Here is an 18,922-nt window from a genome sequence, read left to right on the forward strand (position 1 = left end):
CGGCATCGGGGGCGGTCGGACCTGGCCGCTGGCCGCCGGCGCCGGGACGCTACTGGCACTCGTCGCCGCGGCCGGGGTGCTGTGGCGGCGGCACACCGACCGACGCTGACCGACGACGGCGGGCCGGGCGCGCGGCACGGTGTGCGGGCGGGCACCGCGTCGCGAGCCGGGGGACCGGCGCGCTGCGGCAGGATGGGTGGATGTCCGTGCTGTCCGAGCTGCGCCACCCGATCGTCGCCGCGCCGATGGCCGGCGGCCCGTCCACCCCGGCCCTCGTGTCGGCCGTCTCCGCCGTCGGCGGGCTGGGCTTCCTGGCCGCCGGCATGATCGACACCGCGCGGCTGGTCGCCGACATCGCCGAGGTGCGCGCGCGTACCGACCGGCCGTTCGGGGTCAACGTCTTCCTGCCCGGCGACGACACGGTCGACGAGGCCGCCATCCGGGCGTACGCGCAGCGGCTCGCCCCGCACGCCGACCGCCTCGGAGTGCGGTTGGGTGAGCCGGTGGGCGGCGACGACGCGTACCCGGAGAAGCTGGCCGCGCTTCTCGCGGACCCGGTCCCGGTGGTGTCCTTCGCGTTCGGGCTGCCCGACCGCGCCGTGGTGGCCGCCCTGCGGGAGCGCGGCACCGAGGTGTGGGCCACCGTCACCCGCCCGGCCGCCGCCACGGCCACCGCCGAGCTGGGCGTGGACGCCGTCGTGGTGCAGGGCACCGAGGCCGGTGGGCACCGGGGCGGGATCCCGGACGACGACGACTACGCGCTGTTGCCGCTGCTCCGGCTGGCCGCCGCCGAATGCGACCGGCCGTTGGTGGCCGCCGGTGGCATCGCCGACGGCCCCGCCCTGGCGGCGGCGCTGGCCGCCGGGGCGCAGGCCGCCCAGCTCGGCACCATGTTCCTGCGCTGCCCGGAGGCGGGCAGCTCACCCCTGCACCGCGCAGCGGTGGCCAGCGCCGCGCCGACGGCGTTGACCCGGGCCTACACCGGCAAGCGGGCCCGCGGCGTGGTCAACGACTTCCTGCGTACGCACGACGCGGTCGCGCCGGCCGGCTACCCGCAGGTGCTGCACCTGACCCGTCCGCTGCTCGCCGCCGCCCGGCGCGACGGCGACGCCTCGGTGGTGAATCTGTGGGCCGGGCAGGCGCACCCCCTCGCCCGGGACGTACCGGCGGCCGAACTGGTCGTCGAGGTCAGCGCCGCCGCCCGGGCCGCGCTGACGGCGGCGGCACAGCGGGCGACCCGCTGGGGCTGACCAGGCGACCTGTCGTCGGTCCGGGCGGGCGGAACGGCCCGGACGCCCAACCCGTTAGAGTCTCGCCGTGATCGAGATCGGCGCGCACGTCGACCTGTCCCACTCACCCGACCGGGTCTGGCTCGCACTGACCGATCGGGAGCTGTTGGGCCGCTGGTTCGCCGAGGCGGACATGGTGGAGGGGGTGCCGGACCGGCTGGTGCTGCACACGGCCGGCCTGCCCGGCTTCGACGCCGACGTCGAGGTCGAGGTGACCGAGCGGCGGGTGCCGGAGCTGCTGGTGTTGCGCTGCGACGAGGCAGGTCGGCTCACCGAGCTGACCTGCGCCGTCACCGCCACCAAGCAGGGCAGCCGGTTGACCGTGCGGGAGGTCCCGACGCACGGCTCCTGGTCGGAGGAGCACCACGAGCCACGCGAACAGCAGCTCCGGCAGGCGTTGACCGTGCGCCTGCCGGCCATCCTCGACTGGCTCGCGTTCCAGCAGGTCGATCTGCGGCGTGGCGTGGCGGGGATGACGACCGAGCTGCCGGTGATCGGCGCGTCCGGCCCCGCGCCGGCCCGGGGTCGGCGCCGTGCGGCGGTCGCCGGGCTGACCGGGGTCGTGCTGGTGGCGGGGCTGGTGGCGTGGCTGACGCTGCCGGGCGAGCCGGAGCATTCCGCCGCGCCGACGCCGACCGCGACGTCGACGACGACGCCGCCGAGCATGGCGGCGGCGGCGCCGACCGCGCAGCCGAAGGCGACACCGTCGGCGCGAGCGTCGCGCAGCGTCACGCCGACCACCGCCCGTCCGAGCCGCACCCCGTCGGCGACACCGTCGCGTACGCCGACGGCGGCGGTGCCGCCACCCCCACCGCCGCTGGTGGCGCGCTACGACACCGACTCGAGCCGGCTGTTCGGCTACACGGGGGAGGTGGTGGTCGACAACCCGGGCCCCGCGCCCGCGGAGCAGTGGGTCGTGGTGGTGACCCTCGCCGACGGCAGCAGCGTCGACGACGTCGAGGGAGCGGACTGGCGTCAGGACGGGCAGGCCATCACCTTCAGCGGCTTGGCCGTGCCCGCCGGCGGGTCGCGGACGATCCGGTTCGACGTCCGCGACAGTCGGCCTAAGGCAAGGGAGCCGGAGGGCTGCACAGTGGGCGGCAACCCGTGCGCGGGGCTCTGACTAGGCTCCTCGGCATGGCACTGCTGCACCGGGCGACGCTGCGCCCCACCAAGCTCGAACTGCTGACGACCTGGCTGCCCGGCCGACCCTGGTGGCAGGGACCGGCCGGCGTCGACGTGGTGAGTCGGGGGGCGTACCGCTTCGACGACCCGGCCGGCGAGGTCGGCATCGAGACCATGCTGGTCGCCGCCGCCGACGGGCCGGTCCACCAGGTCCCGCTCACCTACCGCGCCGCGCCCCTCGACGACGCCGACGAGTGGCTGGTCGGCACGACCGACCACTCGGCGCTCGGCCGCCGGTGGGTGTACGACGGCTGCGCCGACCCGGTCTACGCGGCGGCGCTGACCCACGCCATCCTGGCCGGCGCCGGTCAGGCGGAGCAGTACTTCGAGGTCGACGGCCGGCGCGAGGTGCGACCGCCGACGATGGCGATCGACGTCAGCGGCGACGGCGGGGCCGTGCCGGCGATCGGCGCCGTCCGGCAGGTCGTCGACGAGGACGACACGGTCATCGTCACCGACGCGGTGGAGCTGGTCGTGGTCCGCCGGCCGGCCGCCGGGGCGGTCGGGGCCCGGGGCGCCACCCTGAGCGGCGCCTGGGACGGGCAGCCGACGACGGTGCCGCTGGCGTACGCCCGGAGGCGGTGACGGCGGTGGGCGGCCCGATCGGTCGGGCCGCCCACCGCGTTCACCACTGGGCCGGAGGCGGTGGCGGTGCCACCGGCGGTCGGTCGTCGCAGGTGATGGTGTTGGGCAGCAGCCACGGGGCGAGCCAGCCGCCGTCGTTGCCGCCCAGGTCGGTCAGGGTGAACTCTGAGCCGGCCGGGGTGAAGTGGAACGACCCGCAGTTGTTCACGCCGACCGCTCCCACGTTGCGGGCGTCCACGTTGGCGAACGATCCCGATCCGGCCGAGCGGGCGCTGAGCACCGAGGTGCCGGTGCCGTCGACCCGGATGTCGCGGAAGCGCACGTTCGTGATCGAGTAGAGGTCCTTCACCGGCCAGTCGCTGACCAGCATGATCGCGTTGTAGGTGCTGTCCAGGTACGCGTCGCCGGTCACCTCGACGTTCGCGTCGATGCTGCGGTCCAGCGCGAACATCCAGATGGCGCCGAGCCCGATGTTCCAGTTCAGCTCGTACGTGCCGGCGCGGGCGGTGGTGTTGGCGGTGAACCGCAGGTACCCGGCGAACGGCTCCGCGCCGAAGCGGGCGCCGGCGTGCAGCCCGCTGCCCTCGCGGACCGGGTCGGCGACGAGGTTGTTGGAGACGGTGGTGTCGGTGCCGCCGTAGATGGCGATGCCGTTGGCGAGCGTCGGTGACTGCACGGTGTTGTGGTCGAACGTGTTGCGGGCGTTGGCCATCTTCTCCGACCACATCGCCAGGCCGTCGTCACCCGTGTTGCGGACGAAGGTGTGCGCGACGAGGGAGTCGGTCACGCCGGTGTGGAAGTTGAGCGCGTCGGCGATCTGGTCGACGACGATGGTGTTGGTGACGCGGACGTTGCGCATCGGGCCGTCGAACCACAGGCCCGCCTTCGTGTGCCGCAGGTGCAGCCCGTCGACTGTGGAGTCGCTCATCGCGCCACCGATGGCGTTGACCTGGTCGGTGTCGATGCGCTCGCGTACGTCGCCCTCGATGGCGAAGCCGGACAGGTGGACGTTGCGGCTGCCACCGTCGGCGGCGTCGCGACCGTAGAAGCCGACGCCGGTGTGCACCGAGCCGTCCGGCGCGGGCGTCGACAGCGCGACCTCGCGCCCCTTGAAGACCGTGTACCAGTTGCCGGCGCCCTCGATGGTCACGTCGTCGACGATGATGTGCCGGTTGACCTGGTACGTCCCCGGCGGAACGTAGACCTTCAGGTGGGTGCGCCGGGCGAAGGCGATGGCCTTGTCCAGAGCGTCGGCCGAGTCCCGGCGGCCGGTGGGGTCGGCGCCGAACGCCAGCACGTTCGCGGCGAGCAGCCGTACGCGCGGCGGTGCGACCAGTTCGGAGTCGAGCAGGTCGATGACCGTCCACGCGGCGGCGCTGCCGGCCGGCGCGGTGAGCCGGACCGTGTCACCGGCCCGGTAGGTGCGCCCGAGCAGCAGCCGCTGCTCGTCGTAGAAGTGGGTGGGCCGAAACGGCGTGCTGATGCTCGGGTACGGCGTGGTGGCCGACGGCACGCACTGGCACTCGGTGATCCACCAGTCCGGGTGCAGCAGCCCGGCCTGCGGGTCGTTGGTGAACGGGTACTGGTTGTAGAGCCACGAGTACTGCGAGGTCAGCGTCATGGTGCGGACGTGCTTGCCGTTGACGGCCACCCGCAGCGGCGCGGTGATCCCGCCGCCGGAGGGCGCGTCCGGGATGCTGTACCGCACGGTGATCCCGTTGGTCGTGCTGGGCAGGACGAACTCGACGTACTCGCCGGGGGTGAGCCGGACGGCCCGGCGGCCGGACGCCTCGGCGGGCAGCGTGTAGGCGGACCGGTCGGGGCCGATGACCTCGCCGTTGGTCCGGGCGTTCTCGGCCTCCTGTTCGACGAAGTCGACGTCGGCGCCGCGCCCGGCGACCAGCGTCGGATCGAGCGCCGCCCGGGTGACCACCGGCTGTGCGCCGGGTGAACCGGGTGGGCCGGCGGCGGCCACGGTGGGCCCGGCGACCAGCACGGCGAGGCCGGTCGCGAGCGCGACGGCGGTGGCGACCGGGCGGCCCGGGCGTCCCCGTGCCGGCAGGATGCTGCGAAACATCGGTGACCCTCCTGGTGGGGTGGTGGTGGAGGTCCGCCCGGCGTTCCCCCGGACGCCCGACATTGATCGTCATGATGCAGCACCGAACATCGCACTGCAAGACGACAATCGAAGATTGAAAAGAGGCGACTATTAGGCCGCAAGAAATGGACGGTCGGTGAGTTGAGGTGTCGCGCGTCGCGTGCGCCCCCGGCCACCCCGCCGGGCGTAGGCTGAGGCGCGTGGATCAAGAAGACCGGATCGCCCTTTTCCTCGACTACGAGAACCTGGCGTTGGGGGCCCGCGACCACCGTGGCGGCGCGGACTTCGACTTCCGGCCGATCGCCGACGCGCTGGCCGAGCGAGGGCGGGTCGTGGTGCGCCGGGCGTACGCCGACTGGTCGTACTTCGACGAGGACCGCCGCATGCTCACCCGAAGCCACGTCGAGCTCATCGAGATCCCGCAGCGCATGGGCGCGTCCCGCAAGAACGCCGCCGACATCAAGATGGCCGTCGACGCGATCGAGCTGGCGTTCGAACGCGACTACATCTCCACCTTCGTCATCTGCAGCGGCGACAGCGACTTCACCCCCCTGGTTCACAAGCTCCGCGAGCTGAACAAGCGGGTCATCGGTGTCGGGGTCGAGGGGTCCACGTCGGCGCTGCTGCCCCCGGCATGCGACGAGTTCCTCTACTACGACCGGCTGGAGGGTGTGGACATCCCGCCCACCCGCAGCCGGCGCGGTCGCCCGGCCCGGCAGCCCGGCCCCGACCAGCGCCCGCCCGAGCCGGAGCAGCAGCGCGAGCAGGAACACGAGCAGGAGGCCGAGGGTCGGCCGGTGGGTGAGGAGCCCGGCCGGGACGTGGACGCCCTCGCCGTGCAGGTGGCCCAGACGGTGGCCGGGTTGCAGGGCAGCGCGAGCGGCGAGGTGACCGCCTCCCGGCTCAAGCGCACCCTGCTGCGCAAGGACCCGACGTTCAGCGAGTCCGACTACGGCTTCCGCACCTTCGGTGAGCTGCTGCGCCACCTCGCCGAGCACAACGTGATCGACCTGGGCGAGGGGCCCGCGAAGGGCGACCCCGAGGTCTCCCTGCCCGAGCACGGCGACCGGGAGGTCGCCTTCGGCCTGCTCCGGGGTGTGGTGGGCGACCTCGGCAGCGCCGGCAACCCGGTGGCGCTCTCCGGCCTGAAGAACCAACTGCGCCGGGCCCGCCCCGACTTCAGCGAGAAGAAGCTCGGCTACCGCAGCTTCCTGCAGTTCTGCAAGGCCGCCGCCACCAGCGGCGCCGTCGACCTACGGTGGAGCCCGGAGGCGGACGACTACCTGCTCACCGCTCAGGGGTGAGCGACCGCCTCCGGTAGGCCCTGCCGGCCGCCCCGTCATGACTCGGAGTCCCATTCGACCCGGCCGTGCGGGTGGCGTTCCCGCCACCGTTCACTCCGGGTGACATCCAGATCACCGCAGCGGGTGGATTTCCCCTCTGGGCAGGACACGTTGGCCAACACCCTGGCCGGCGTGTTCAGCGGTATGTGACGCCGGCCTGATTGATCGCTCAGGACGGGGAGAAATCGCCGATGCGGTCCCTCCCCGTCGCCCGCACAGGTGGAACTGTGTCTGAGTTGCGGCTATTACGGCGGTATATGCTCACCTGCGCCGTACCCCCAGCACGAAAATTGCTATACGGTCGGCGAATGAAGGTGGAGGAACACTGGTGGAACGGTGACACGACCCCGCGCGGGCGCCGGGACGTGTATATCCGTACTGACGGGCAAGGTTGGGAGGTCCGCGCCCAGATCGGTGGGGCGTCGGGTCGTGAGCGGGTGCAGCAGTGCCCCAGCCGGGCCTCGGCGGCCATCCTCGCCGACGCCTGGCGCGGCACTCACCCATCCTGGCGCGAGCTGAAGCAGCGCTGATCCGGCACCGGGCCGGGCCGGCAACGCTCCTGGGCTCCCGCCCGGTGCGCTCCCCGGCCCGCCCGGTGCTCGACTCACCCCCGACCGTCAGCGCGTTCCCCGGCAGCTGTCGACGATGTGGTTCGGCTCGTGGGTCACTGCTTCTGGAACATGACCGAGGCGACGTCTGCCACGAATGCCGAGGCCCAATCGAGCTGGGGGCAGTTGTCGCGGCCCCTGCACTCCAGGCACCCACCTGCTCGCGCCGCGCGTCATCCGGAGTCCTCGATCACCTGCTGGTGAGCAGTTCGGGGAGGCTTTCCTGGAACTGGTGAGCATCACGTGATCAAGGCGCCACCGCGCAGCGGAACCTCGGATACCGCACCATCGCCGAACTGGAGTGCCCGGTGGCCGGGTCCGGCGGGTGCTTTCCGTGTTCCCCGGGGCAGGCCGGGTACACGGGGGCGGTCCGCGTCCGATGGAGGTCGCCCATGTCGCAGGGTCCCGATGAGGAGAACCCCAGGCTCGACGAGGAGGTCCGGGAGGCCGAGCGCCGGCTCGCCGACCTCGTCGACTCGACGGAGGACGCGCTGACCGACGACGACGCCCGCGTGCCGGACGACGCCCTCTCTGAGCAGGAGCCGGAGTAGGGCCTGTCCGGCAGACAAAACCGGACAGGCCCGTGGTCCGGGACGGGCTCAGCGCTTGAATGTGAAGGTGAAGTCGCCGGAGAGCTTGCCGCTCAGGCGAACCGTCGAAACGATCTTCCCCTCCTCGCTCAGCCTGTCGACCTCGGCCCGGGAAAGACCGAAGCCCTCGGCGATCAGTCGCGCGGGCCGGACCGGGATGCGCGCCGCGAAGCGGACCGAGACGTCGACCATCTCGCGGTCCAGGTGCGCCGATCCGTTGGTGTCGAGACGCCAGGCGCCGTCCCAGTCCAGGACGAATCGATTGCGGCCCTGCACGGCCGGATCCTGAAGCAGTTCGGCGATCAGGCGACGGTCGTTGTCGTGCAGCCGGTCGAGCAGCTCAGGTCGGATGGTGCGGACTGTCGTCCGCTCCAGGACCGTGAGCTTCACCGTGTCCCCGCACCCGGTGCAGAGCGCGAGGAGCCAGATGTCGATCAGCTTCTGGTTGGCGTTGACGCGGAATTTGCCGCTCGGCCGGAGGTGCGCGGACGCGCACGCGTGGCAACGGCGGCGAACGATGGGCAGGCAGGTGGGCACGACGGCCCATTGAGAGAGCACAGAAGTACACCGTTTCCAGTGAGAAGTCCGCAGCAAGAAGGAGCGCGGCGCACAGGCGCGACGCGCGAATCAGCGCTCGGGAGGTCTCACAGGGTGTACAACGGCACGTCCTCGCCTCGACGACAGGTTGAGGCAGGACGCTAGCGGCGCAAGCGCCGCCACTCCACTGGTTTTCGCGTACCTCTGAGGGCTCGGCCGTCTCAGGCGGCCGGGACCGGCAGCACCACGCCCTCAGCCGCCGATCGGTGCGCCAGCTCGATCAGCTCGACCGTGGCGACCGAGTCGCGCGGGTCCACCGGCATCGGCGTGCCGTCGCGCAACGCCGCCGCCACCTGGGCGTAGAAGCTCTGGTACGCCCCGGGCACGGTCGGCGTCGGGCGCAGGTCACCGTCGACGCCGAGCAGGCCGTACCGCTCCGGCGGGACCTCGCCCCAGCCGGGCTGGTCCGGTCGGCCGCCGTCGTGCAGCGCGGCTTCCTGCACGTCCAGCCCGTAGGTGGTGTAGCCGGCCCGGTCGCCCAGCACCCGCAGCCGCGGCCCGAGCTGAGCGGTGATCGCCCCCATCCACAGGTGCGAGTGCACGCCGTTGGCGTGGGTCAGCGCCACGAACGCGTCGTCGTCGACCTCGGCGCCCGCGCGGCGGCGGTCGACCTCGGCGTAGACCCGCTCGACCGTGCCGAAGAGCTGCACGGCCTGGTCGATGAGGTGCGCGCCCAGGTCGAACAGCGCGCCACCGGCCTCCTCCGGGCCGGCGAGCTCCCGCCAGCCCGGCTTGATCGCCGGACGGAACCGCTCGAACCGGGACTCGAAGCGCAGCACCCGCCCCAGCTCGCCCCGCTCCACGAGCCCGCGGACGGTCAGGAAGTCGCCGTCCCAGCGGCGGTTCTGGAACACCGTCAGCGGCACTCGGAGACGGTCGGCCTCCTCGACCAGCGCCCGGGCGTCGGCGGCGGTGGGGGCCAGGGGCTTGTCGACGACGACCGGCAGGCCGGCCGCGAGGGCCGCCCGCGCCATCGGCACGTGCTGCCGGTTCGGCGTCGCGACCACGACCAGGTCCAGAGCTTCCGGCGTACGCCACAGCTCGTCGGCGTCGTCGACCAGGCGGGCGTCCGGGAAGTGCTGGTGCGCCTGCTCGCGCCGTTGCGGATCGCGCGTCACGATGGCGTCCAGCCGCAGCCCGGGTGTCGCGGCGATCAGCGGTGCGTGGAACACCCGGCCCGCCAACCCGTATCCCAGCAGACCGACCCGCAGCGCCTCCGCCATGCCGTACTCCCATCTCCTGGCCCGCGCCCTGGACCGGCGGCGGTGCCGGTGCTCGAATCTACGCCGCGCCCGGTCGGGCCCGATCGGGGCCCGGCGCTGGTCAGCCCACCGGGTCGGCGCGCAGATAGGTGAGCACGGCGAGCACCCGGCGGTTGGTGTCGTCGCTGGGTGGCAGGTCCAGCTTCAGCAGGATGTTGCCGACGTGCTTGCCGACGGCGGCCTCGGTGACGTGCAGCCGGGCGGCGATCGAGGCGTTGGAGCGCCCCTCGGCGAGCAGCGCCAGCACCTCCCGTTCCCGGGCGGACAGCGCGGCGAGCGGGTCGCGGGGGCGGTGCAGCAGCTGCCGGACCACGTCCGGGTCGATGGCCGTGCCGCCGCCGGCGACCCGGCGCAGCGTGTCGACGAACTCGGTGACCTCGGCGACCCGGTCCTTGAGCAGGTAGCCCACCCGTTGGCCGTCGCCGCTGTCCAGCAGCGCCGCCGCGTACCCGGTCTGCACGTACTGGCTGAGCACCACGACCGGGAGGTGGGGTCGCTCGCCGCGCAGCGCGACGGCCGCGCGCAGCCCGTCGTCGCGGCGGCCCGGCGGCATCCGGATGTCGGTCAACACCAGGTCCGGTTGGTGTTCACGGACCGCCGTCAGCAGCTCGGGCGCGGAGCCGACAGCCGCGCAGACCGCGAAGTCGAAGCGGGTCAGCAGCGCGACCAGGCCCTCGCGCAGCAGCACCTCGTCCTCGGCGAGCACCACCCGGGTCACCGACGACATGGCAGCTCCACCCGGACCACTGTAGGGCCGCCGGACGGGCTGGACAGCAGCAGCCGGCCGCCCACGGCGGCCACCCGGTCGGCGAGCCCGGTCAGGCCGGTGCCCCGGGCCGGGTCGGCGCCGCCGTGGCCGTCGTCGGTCACCTCGACGACGAGGTCCGCGCCGGCCCGGGTGAGGCGTACGTCGGCGCGGGTCGCGCGGGCGTGCCGGGCCACGTTGCCCAGCGCCTCGGAGACCACGAAGTAGGCGGTGGTCTCCACGATCTCCGGCAGCTCACCGGGCAGGTCGGCGTGCACGGTGACCGGGATGGTGGCGGCATCGGCCAGCTCGCGTACCGCGCCGGCCAGGCCGAGGTCGGTGAGGCTCTGCGGGCGGATGCCGTGCACCAACTGCCGCAGCATCACCATCAGACCTCGGGCCTGGTCGTGCGCCACGGCGAGAGGCCGGGCGGCGGGGGATTCCTCGGGTACGTCCAGCCGGGCCAGCCCCAGCTGAAGGCTGAGGCTGGTCAGCCGGGGCTGCGCGCCGTCGTGCAGGTCCCGCTCGATCCGGCGCCGTTCCGCCTCGTACGCGCCGACCAGCCGGGTGCGGGAGCGGGTGACCTCGCGCAGCGCCGCCGCGTCCACCGGGTGGGCCAGCAGCCAGCGGGCCACCGCCGCCTGAACGGCGGCGAGCAGACCGACGGCGTAGCAGAGCACCGGGATCAGCAGCACCCCCACGATCGCGTACGGGACGGCCTCGCCGGTGCTGTCGATCGGCTGCCAGATCACCACCGGCTGGTTGGCGTCGCCGGCCAGCCAGGGGCTGGAGATCATCCCGAGGTCGAGCAGCACCAGCACCAGGAACACCCAGTACGCGACCGGCACGAACCCGCCCAGCCAGAACAGGTATGCCACCTCCCGCCAGGTCGCGGGGCTGCGGTAGCGGGCGGCCAGGCCCGGCCACGGCGACGAGGGCAGCGGACGGTTGTCGACGAGCCGGACCCGCCACCGCTCGACGGCGGCGACCGCGAAGCTCAGGATCGGGGCCAACGCCACCAGGATGACGCTGCCGGAAATCAGGAACAGCATCAGCGCGATGCTCGGCGGTCGGCCCTGCCGCCGGAGCGCGTTGACGGCGGGCAGCATGGGTCCGCCGATGACGAGCAGGCCGACGCCGAGCACCCCGGCGATCGGCACGGTGGTCACCAGGTAGGCCAGCGCGCGCCAGGGCCAGGCGGAGAGCAGCCAGCGGCGCTGGCGCAGCGCCCCGGCCAGGTGCGAAGGGTGTTCCGGAGTCATGCAGCAGACGCTAATCGGGAGCGACCGGGTGCCCCAGCCGTCCAGATCCACTCTTCGGGTATGCCCAGCACTACCGCCGTAGCGGGTGTGCGGGGTCCGGAAACGGGAAGAACGCGCCATCACGCGATCCGTGTGACCTGTGGCGGCGGCGGCTGGAGAGACATTGGGTGCCAGAACCTTCGTGGTGGTCGGCGGTACCAGCGGGCTGGGCCTCGCGGTGGCCCGGCTGCTGGTCGACGAGCACCGCGTCGTGGTGTTCGGCAACGTACCGGCCGAGGTAGCCGCGACAACCGACGAGCTGGGGTGCGACGGCGCGGTCTGCGACGTCTCCTCCTACGAGCAGGTCCGGGACGCGTTCGCCGAGGTGGTGGGGCGCTACGGCACCGTCGACGGGGTCGCGGCCTGCGCGTCGATGTGGGCGGGCGGCGACCTCGGTGACCTGCCCGTGGAGCACATCCGGCGGGCCGTGGAGATCAACGTCCTGGGTACGACGTACCTGCTGCGGGAGGCGCTGGAGCATCTGCACCGGCAGGGCTACGGGAACGTGGTGTACATCGGCGCGATGGCGCTGGCGGCGCCCCGGCCCGGCATCCCGGTCTACCGGGCGACCAAGAGCTACGGCAGCAGCCTCGTCGAGTCACTGGCCCAGGCCCAACACAGCAACCGAATCAAGGTGATGGAGCTGGATCCCGGGCCGATGCCGACCCGCTTGCAGGAACGCGTCGGCGCGGAGTTCCTCGACGAGGTGTACGCCCTGCCCGAGCAGGTCGCCGCCGAGGTCGTCCGGCTGTTGCTGCTGCAACCCGACGACCTCTACGTCTCCGGCGAGCGCGTGCTGCGCGCGGACGGGCGGTGGTGACGGCGGCAGCCGGACCGGGGGACCGTCCGGCCTCCGCGTGGGCGCCCCTGCGCGGCGCCGTCTACCGCAATCTCTGGCTGGCCCTGCTCGCCGCCAACATCGGCACCTGGATGCAGACCGTCGGCGCGCAGTGGCTGCTGATCCACCACTCCAACGCCTCCACGCTTGTCGCGCTGGTGCAGACCGCCAGCCTGCTGCCGGTGCTGCTGCTGGCGCTGCCCGCCGGGGTGCTGGCCGACAGCTTCGACCGTCGGCGCCTGCTGATCGCCGTCCAGCTGTTCCTGGTGGCGGTGGCGGTGGCGTTGACCCTGCTCACCCTGACCGACCGGATGCCGCCGGCCCTGCTGCTCACCCTCACCTTCGCGTTCGGGGTCGGGCAGGCGCTCACCCTGCCGGCCTGGGCGGCGGTGATTCCGGAGCTGGTGCCGCAGGAGCAACTGCGGTCGGCGTCCGCGCTCGGCTCGATAAGCGTGAACGTGGCGCGGGCGGTCGGGCCCGCGGTGGCCGGCGTGCTGATCGCCCGGGCCGGCGTCGCCCCGGTCTTCGGGCTCAACGCGGTGGCGTTCGCCATCTTCGCGGCCGCGCTGTGGCGCTGGCGGCCGGGAAGCGCCCGCGCCGTCGAGGTGCCCGAGCGGTTCACCGCCGCGCTACGGGCGGGCAGCCGCTACGTACGCCACTCGCCGATCGTGCGCCGGCTGCTGCGCCGCGCGTTGGTCTTCGTGATCCCGGCCAGCGCGCTGTGGGCGCTGCTGCCGCTGGTGGCGGCCCGGCGGCTCGGGCTGGGCTCCGGCGGGTACGGGCTGCTGCTGGCCGCCCTCGGGGTGGGCGCCATCGCGGGCGGGGTGCTGCTGGCCGTGATCCGCGCCCGGCTGTCGGCCAACCAGCTCCTGCTGATCGCCGGCGCGCTGTTCACCATCGCGCTGGCGGTCCTCGGCACCGTACGGGTGGTGCCGCTGGTGCTCCTCGCCCTGTTGCCGGCCGGGATGGCCTGGGTGACGGTGCTGGCCAACGTCAACGCCGAGATACAGCTCTTTTTGCCGAGCTGGGTACGGGCCCGGGGGCTGGCCGTCTACCAGGTGTGTTTCGCCGGCGGGCAGGCCGTCGGCGCCCTCGTGTGGGGTCTGGTGGCCGACGTGGGCGGGCTGGTCCTCGCCTACCTCGCGGCGGCGGCGTTGATGTTCGTCGGGACCGTGACGAGCCGGATCTGGCCGCTTCCGGACCTGCGCTCGGTGAACCGCGAACCGTCGGCCTACTGGCCGCAACTGCACCTCGCGCACGAGCCGGACCCGGGCGTGGGACCGGTGCTGGTGACGGTGCAGTACACCGTTCGGCCGGAGCGGACGGGACCGTTCCTCGCGGCCATGGACGTGGTGCGCGGCGCCCGGCAGCGCACCGGCGCGATGCGCTGGGGGCTGTTCCGGCCGGCCGAGACGACGGACCGGTTCATCGAGGTGTACCTGGTGCCGTCCTGGGGCGAGCACCTGCGCCAGCACGGTGGCCGGTTGACGGGTGAGGACCGCGAGGCCGAGGCGCGGGCCCGGGAGCTGACCGACGGCGAGCCGGAGGTGCGCCACCTCGTGCCGGCCGCCGCCGGGCCGGCGCTGACCGACGACCGCGAAGGACTCTGATCTCCGTACGCCCCATCTCGTGGGCGAATTCTGCCCGCGTCATGGGCAGGACGTGACGCCGCTGCTGCGCCACATCGAGAACGGCGAGCTGGATCCCACCCGGGTGAAGCCGTGACGGGTCGGTGCCGGCGCGGTGGCAGAACGGCCTCGCCGGCACCGCCTCGCGGTCGACGTACGTCGTACGACCGCGTTGTTAGGATGGCCGCACCATGGCGAGTGAGCGCAAGGCGACCGCGGATCCGGCCCGCAGCCTGGCCATTCTCTGGCGCACCCGGGAACCGACCAGCCGCAGCGCCGGGCCGGGCCTCAGCGTCGACCGGATCGTCCGGGCCGCGATCGACATCGCCGACGCCGAGGGCCTGGACGCGTTGACCATGCGCCGGGTCGGTGAGGCGTTGGGTGTCGGCACCATGTCCGTCTACACCTACGTGCCGGGCAAGGCCGAACTCGTCGACGTCATGATCGACACCGCGTACGGCGAGATGCCGCGTTCCGCCGTCGAGGGCGACTGGCGGGCCCGGTTGGAGCGGATCGCCCACGACAACCTGGCGCTCTACCAGCGCCACCCGTGGATGCTGCGGGCCGAGACGACCCGTCCGGTGCTCGGCCCGCACCTGGTGGCCAAGTACGACCACGAACTCGGCGCGGTCGCCGACATCGGGCTCACCGACGTCGAGATGGACGCGGTGCTCACCCTCGTCCTCGGGCACGTGAAGAGTTCCGCGCGCGCCGCGTCCGAGGTGGTCGACCTGGAGCGGGAGACCGGCATGACCGACGGCCAGTGGTGGCAGTCGCACGCGCCCTGGCTGGAGACGTTCCTGACGGCCGACAGCTACCCCACCGCGTCCCGGGTCGGCACCGCGGCCGGCCAGCAGCACGGCGGGGCGTACGGCCCGGAGTACGCCTTCGAGTTCGGCCTGCAACGCGTCCTCGACGGCATCTCCGTGGTGGTCGCCGAGCGGGCGGCCAACCGGTAGCCCCGACTTCTGGTGCTATCCGTGCGCCTCCGGCGCTGAGACGGCGGCCCCGAGCCGAGCGAGGGAGCGGGCGGACGGGCTGCCCGGCTCGGCGTGGTAGACGACCAGCGACTGTGTGGTGCCGCTGATCGTGAACTTCTCGTAGCGCAGCTCCAACTCGCCGACCTGCGGATGGTGAAACACCCGGCGCCCGCCCCCGGCGCGGACGGTGACGTCGTGCCGCGCCCACAACCGCCGGAACAGCTCGCTGCCGGTCGTCAACTCCGCAACCAGCTCGGTGAGCCGTGGATCGTCCACCTCGACCCCCACCTGCGCGCGCAGGCCGGCCACCGCGCTGGCGGCGACCGCCTCCGGCGCCGGATAGAGCGCCGGCACGCTCGGGCCCAGGAAGACCGCACGCAGCAGGTTCACCCCGACCCGGTAGATCGGTGCCAGCGCGGTCGCCATCGGGTTGGCGAAGAGCACGTCCAGGTGCCGGCCGTGCACGAAGGCGGGCGTCCCCGCCCACGAACCCACCAACTGTCGGATGCCCACCGACACCCGCTCCGGGCGCCGTGCCGGGCGGCCAGGAAAACCGGTAACCCGGATATCGCCCGCCGGCCGAGTGACAGTGGGTCACGTAAGCGTGATCGAGAGATGGGACAGAGATGACCGAGTGAATCACGACGCCATTCGGTTTCGCCTCGACCGCCGACGAGGTGCTCGCCGGAGTCGACCTGACCGGTAAGCGGGCCGTCATCACCGGCGGCGCCGCCGGGATCGGCGTCGAGACCGCCCGCTCGCTGGCCGCCGCCGGCGCCGAGGTGGTGCTCGCGGTGCGTCGGGTCGGTGCGGGCGAGCAGGCCGCGGCCGACATCGCGACCAGCATCGGCGCGGACCGGGTCACGGCCCGCGAGCTGGACGTGGCCAACCAGGATTCGGTACGCCGATTCGTCGCCGGCTGGGACGAGCCACTGCACATCCTGGTCAACAACGCGGGGATCATGGCGCTGCCGGAGCTGGAGCGCACCGCCGAGGGCTGGGAGATGCAGTTCGCCACCAACTTCATGGGGCACTACGCGCTGACCGTCGGCCTGCACGACGCCCTCGCCACGGCCGGTGGCGCCCGGGTCGTGTCGGTGAGCTCCAGCGGCAACCTCTTCTCCCCGGTGGTCTTCGACGACCTGCACTTCGCGTTCCGGCCGTACGACCCCCTGCTGGCGTACGGGCAGTCCAAGAGCGCCGAGGCCCTGCTCGCCGTCGAGGCCGACCGCCGCTGGTCCGGCGAGAACATCCACGCCAACGCGTTGAACCCCGGCGCCATCGCGACCGGGCTGCAGAAGCACACCGGCGGGCTGCGTACCCCGAAGGAGCGGCAGAAGACCCCGCAGCAGGGCGCCGCCACCTCGGTGCTGCTCGCCGCGTCCCCGCTGCTCGACGGCGTGGGTGGCCGCTACTTCGAGGACTGCGCCGAGGCCCCGGTCCGGACCGAGCGGCCCGCCGACTACAGCGGCGTGGCGGCGTACGCGGTCGACGCGGGCAACGCCGAGCGGCTCTGGGAGGTGGCGGCGGACCTCGTCGCCGCCGGTGGCGCCGCCCGCTGACCTCGACGGCCCGGCCCCGGCGGAACCCACCCGGCCGGCCGTCACCGGGGGGAGCGCCGGCCGCCACCGGTGCGCGGACACCACCCGGGCGAGTCCGACCCCGAGTTCCGGGCGGCGGTACGCGACCTCATCGCCCGGCTGCGCTCACCGGACGGCGGATGAGCCGGCGGTGGCCGGTCACTGGTCCTCGGGCAGCTGCTCGGACTCCGCGACCACCGCGCGGATCTTGCGTAGGGTGGCGTCCGGGGCGTGCACCGCGGCACGCCACCGGTCGAGCGTGCGGGTTAGCACCCGGACGTGAAACTGCAACTGGTTGACCTGCTCGCGCAGCAGCCCCAGCTCCGATCGCGCGCTCACCGCCTGGCCCTCCAACTCGGTGATCCGTAGCTGCAGCGGCTGCACGAGCGTCAGGGCGGCCTCCGTCAGCGTGTCGGCGGCGTCGGCCTTGAACTTGCCCCGCTGCGACACGACCGTGGCGATGGCGGCCAGACCTGTCGTCCCGCCGAGGATGCCGAGCAGGCTGAGCAGCACCTGAACCCAGTGCGGCGCTTCGGGTGTCGGTGCCGAGATCACGTGACACCTCCCACGACGCGTCGGTGAGTCGCGCACTGGTGGCCGTAGGCCAGACAGCGGAGGTCGACGGCGATCAGGGCGGCCCGCCAGAAGGCGCCCAGTGGCACGGCGCTGATCAACGACGCCGCGACGAGGCCCTGCGAACCGGTCACCGCCACCGCGTACATGCCGATGATGGTGCCGAGCACCAGCACGGACGCGAGCTCGATGCCGAGGCTGGTGGAGAGCCGACCAGGCCACAGGATGCCGAGCAGACCGCCCACGCCGACCACGATCAGCGCGACCTCCCAGCCGAGCTGGACGGGTTCCGGCATGGACAGCTGGACCGACGGTGCTTGAACGTCGAGCACGAGCAGGAGGAACCCACAGATGGGCGTCGTCACCAGGGCGGCGACCTCGAACGGCTGGCTCTTGGCCCGGGAGCGGGGATGTCCCACGGTGACTCCTTGGTCGAGACCGGAACCGTTGGCCCGCCACCGGCCGCTGTCGTGTCAGGTCGCACGCGCGATCCGGTTCGCGGGTGGCGATGCTTGTGGACGGTCGATGGTCGAGGCGGTCAGCGACTCGCCGTCGTTGGCTGCCGGTAACTGTCTGTGTAGCATCGGTGACCGGCTCTCGTCCACCTGGTGTAAGGTAGCCCGTTCGCAGGTCAGAGCTGGTTTGCGGGGCGTGTGCGCGGCCTACGCGCGAGGGATCGCCGGCACGGCGGCACCCCTCGCGATCAGTGACGAATAGTGTCGGATATCTTACTTTCAGCGGGTGTCTTCGTCCGACCCGCGTATCAGCGCAGGAGCAGGTCCCGCAGCGCCCGGACCACCACGGTCGGCGCCTCCTCCGCCATGAAGTGGCCGCAGGTGACCGTCTGGTGCTCCAGGTCCGGGGCCCAGGCCCGCCACACCCCCGCCGCGTCGTAGCCGAGCGCCGCGCCCCAGTCCTGCGCAAGCACGGTCACCGGCATCCGCAGCAGGTTGCCGGCCGCCCGGTCGGCCGCGTCGTGGACGACGTCGATGCCGGCCGACGCCCGGTAGTCGGCGACGATCGAGGTGACCGCGTTGCGGGACGCCCGCAGGTACGTGGCACGTACCTCGGCCGGCAGCGCGTCCGGGTCGCGGGTCCAGACGTCGAGGAAATGGTTGAAGAACGCGTCCGGGCTGGCGCTGATCAGTTCCTCGGGCAGGCCCGGCGGCTGCGCCATGAGGTACAGGTGGAAGGCGACCGCGGCGCTGGCGCCGTGCAGCACGTCCCACATGTCCAGGGTGGGCAGCACGTCGAGCAGGGCGAGCCGGCTGATCGCCGCCGGGTGGTCGAGGCCGGCGCGGAACGCGACCAGGGCACCCCGGTCGTGCCCGGCCAGGGCGAAGCGCGCATGGCCGAGCGCGCCGGCCAGCGCCACGACGTCGGCGGCCATGGTCCGCTTGGCGTACGCCGTGCCGTCGCTGTCCAGGGGCTTGTCGCTGTCGCCGTAGCCACGCAGGTCGGGGCAGATGACCGTGTGGTCGGCGGCCAGGTCGGCCGCCACGTGCCGCCACATGAGGTGGGTCTGCGGGAAACCGTGCAACAGCACGACCGGTGGTCCGGAGCCACCCACGGCGGCGGTGAGCGTCACGCCGTCGGCGACGGTGACGCGCTGGTAGTCGAATCCGTTGATCCTCGGCTGCACGGAAAACCTTCCTGGGAAGCGGGGTCGGCGGGCGGGGCGCCCGTCGCCGTCGTACGTCATCGAGGCTGCCCGGTGGTG

19 protein-coding genes are annotated in these 18,922 nt (G+C 72.9%); 10 read left to right on the plus strand and 9 right to left on the minus strand.

Annotation, left to right across the window (positions count from 1 at the left end; all coding sequences use genetic code 11):
- Nucleotides 1-200 precede the first annotated feature (200 nt).
- The 3 genes from ABZU53_RS26315 (at nt 201) to ABZU53_RS26325 (ending at nt 3,059) form a co-directional block, all read left to right on the plus strand.
- Nucleotides 201-1,250 carry a nitronate monooxygenase gene (locus ABZU53_RS26315; RefSeq protein WP_355068115.1) on the plus strand — a complete coding sequence of 350 codons (1,050 nt, stop codon included), beginning with the start codon at nt 201-203 and terminating at the stop codon, nt 1,248-1,250.
- 67 nt (nt 1,251-1,317) lie between these two features.
- Nucleotides 1,318-2,412 (plus strand): SRPBCC domain-containing protein, encoded by a 1,095-nt coding sequence (locus tag ABZU53_RS26320; RefSeq protein ID WP_355068116.1) that lies wholly within the window; start codon nt 1,318-1,320, stop codon nt 2,410-2,412.
- Between the two features lie 14 nt (nt 2,413-2,426).
- Entirely contained in the window at nt 2,427-3,059 is a 633-nt protein-coding gene (locus tag ABZU53_RS26325; RefSeq protein WP_354855059.1) for a hypothetical protein, read from the plus strand.
- A 40-nt stretch (nt 3,060-3,099) separates the two neighbouring features.
- Here ABZU53_RS26325 and ABZU53_RS26330 read toward each other — a convergent pair whose 3' ends face one another.
- Complete coding sequence (locus tag ABZU53_RS26330; RefSeq protein ID WP_355068118.1) at nt 3,100-5,136, minus strand: glycosyl hydrolase family 28-related protein; 2,037 nt, start codon at nt 5,134-5,136, stop codon at nt 3,100-3,102.
- Between the two features lie 221 nt (nt 5,137-5,357).
- On the opposite strand from ABZU53_RS26330, the gene ABZU53_RS26335 reads away from it, so the two are divergent.
- The 3 genes from ABZU53_RS26335 to ABZU53_RS26345 all read left to right on the plus strand — a co-directional run bounded on the left by ABZU53_RS26335 (nt 5,358) and on the right by ABZU53_RS26345 (nt 7,659).
- Nucleotides 5,358-6,461, plus strand: coding sequence for an NYN domain-containing protein (locus ABZU53_RS26335; RefSeq protein WP_354855061.1), 1,104 nt, complete (start codon nt 5,358-5,360; stop codon nt 6,459-6,461).
- Nucleotides 6,462-6,808: 347 nt separating this feature from the next.
- Nucleotides 6,809-7,030: a hypothetical protein gene (locus tag ABZU53_RS26340; protein ID WP_030335934.1), complete on the plus strand. Its 222-nt coding sequence runs from the start codon at nt 6,809-6,811 to the stop codon at nt 7,028-7,030.
- A 470-nt stretch (nt 7,031-7,500) separates the two neighbouring features.
- The gene (locus tag ABZU53_RS26345; protein ID WP_354855062.1) at nt 7,501-7,659 is read left to right on the plus strand and encodes a hypothetical protein; all 159 of its coding nucleotides are present in this window, start codon (nt 7,501-7,503) and stop codon (nt 7,657-7,659) included.
- Nucleotides 7,660-7,707: 48 nt separating this feature from the next.
- Here ABZU53_RS26345 and ABZU53_RS26350 read toward each other — a convergent pair whose 3' ends face one another.
- From ABZU53_RS26350 to ABZU53_RS26365, 4 genes are all read right to left on the minus strand, one after another.
- A complete protein-coding gene (locus ABZU53_RS26350) occupies nt 7,708-8,256 on the minus strand; it encodes a DUF1062 domain-containing protein (RefSeq protein WP_355068120.1) in 549 nt (182 codons plus the stop codon).
- 200 nt (nt 8,257-8,456) lie between these two features.
- Nucleotides 8,457-9,518: a Gfo/Idh/MocA family oxidoreductase gene (locus ABZU53_RS26355; protein WP_355068121.1), complete on the minus strand. Its 1,062-nt coding sequence runs from the start codon at nt 9,516-9,518 to the stop codon at nt 8,457-8,459.
- 100 nt (nt 9,519-9,618) lie between these two features.
- A complete protein-coding gene (locus tag ABZU53_RS26360) occupies nt 9,619-10,284 on the minus strand; it encodes a response regulator transcription factor (RefSeq protein WP_354855065.1) in 666 nt (221 codons plus the stop codon).
- Nucleotides 10,272-11,564 carry a sensor domain-containing protein gene (locus tag ABZU53_RS26365; protein ID WP_355068123.1) on the minus strand — a complete coding sequence of 431 codons (1,293 nt, stop codon included), beginning with the start codon at nt 11,562-11,564 and terminating at the stop codon, nt 10,272-10,274. The genes ABZU53_RS26360 and ABZU53_RS26365 overlap by 13 nt, the downstream gene beginning before the upstream one ends.
- Before the next feature lie 163 nt (nt 11,565-11,727).
- Here ABZU53_RS26365 and ABZU53_RS26370 point away from each other — a divergent pair, with 163 nt between their 5' ends.
- The 3 genes from ABZU53_RS26370 (at nt 11,728) to ABZU53_RS26380 (ending at nt 15,028) form a co-directional block, all read left to right on the plus strand.
- Nucleotides 11,728-12,423 (plus strand): SDR family oxidoreductase, encoded by a 696-nt coding sequence (locus tag ABZU53_RS26370; RefSeq protein ID WP_354855067.1) that lies wholly within the window; start codon nt 11,728-11,730, stop codon nt 12,421-12,423.
- On the plus strand, nt 12,417-14,051 hold the full coding sequence (locus ABZU53_RS26375; RefSeq protein ID WP_354855068.1) for an MFS transporter: 1,635 nt from the start codon (nt 12,417-12,419) through the stop codon (nt 14,049-14,051). The genes ABZU53_RS26370 and ABZU53_RS26375 overlap by 7 nt, the downstream gene beginning before the upstream one ends.
- A gap of 209 nt (nt 14,052-14,260) precedes the next feature.
- Complete coding sequence (locus ABZU53_RS26380; RefSeq protein WP_355068125.1) at nt 14,261-15,028, plus strand: TetR/AcrR family transcriptional regulator; 768 nt, start codon at nt 14,261-14,263, stop codon at nt 15,026-15,028.
- A gap of 15 nt (nt 15,029-15,043) precedes the next feature.
- Here ABZU53_RS26380 and ABZU53_RS26385 read toward each other — a convergent pair whose 3' ends face one another.
- Nucleotides 15,044-15,562 (minus strand): hypothetical protein, encoded by a 519-nt coding sequence (locus ABZU53_RS26385; RefSeq protein ID WP_355068127.1) that lies wholly within the window; start codon nt 15,560-15,562, stop codon nt 15,044-15,046.
- Between the two features lie 164 nt (nt 15,563-15,726).
- On the opposite strand from ABZU53_RS26385, the gene ABZU53_RS26390 reads away from it, so the two are divergent.
- Nucleotides 15,727-16,611 carry an SDR family NAD(P)-dependent oxidoreductase gene (locus ABZU53_RS26390; RefSeq protein WP_355068129.1) on the plus strand — a complete coding sequence of 295 codons (885 nt, stop codon included), beginning with the start codon at nt 15,727-15,729 and terminating at the stop codon, nt 16,609-16,611.
- Between the two features lie 177 nt (nt 16,612-16,788).
- Here ABZU53_RS26390 and ABZU53_RS26395 read toward each other — a convergent pair whose 3' ends face one another.
- The 3 genes from ABZU53_RS26395 to ABZU53_RS26405 form a co-directional block, all read right to left on the minus strand.
- Complete coding sequence (locus ABZU53_RS26395; RefSeq protein WP_355068131.1) at nt 16,789-17,184, minus strand: hypothetical protein; 396 nt, start codon at nt 17,182-17,184, stop codon at nt 16,789-16,791.
- Nucleotides 17,181-17,621, minus strand: coding sequence for a hypothetical protein (locus ABZU53_RS26400; protein ID WP_355068133.1), 441 nt, complete (start codon nt 17,619-17,621; stop codon nt 17,181-17,183). Before ABZU53_RS26400 ends, ABZU53_RS26395 begins: the two co-directional genes overlap by 4 nt.
- Nucleotides 17,622-17,965: 344 nt before the next feature.
- Nucleotides 17,966-18,844, minus strand: a complete 879-nt coding sequence (locus tag ABZU53_RS26405; RefSeq protein ID WP_355068135.1) for an alpha/beta hydrolase — start codon at nt 18,842-18,844, stop codon at nt 17,966-17,968.
- Nucleotides 18,845-18,922 lie beyond the last annotated feature (78 nt).

Source organism: Micromonospora sp. NPDC005194 (assembly GCF_040608335.1).
Classification (GTDB): domain Bacteria; phylum Actinomycetota; class Actinomycetes; order Mycobacteriales; family Micromonosporaceae; genus Micromonospora.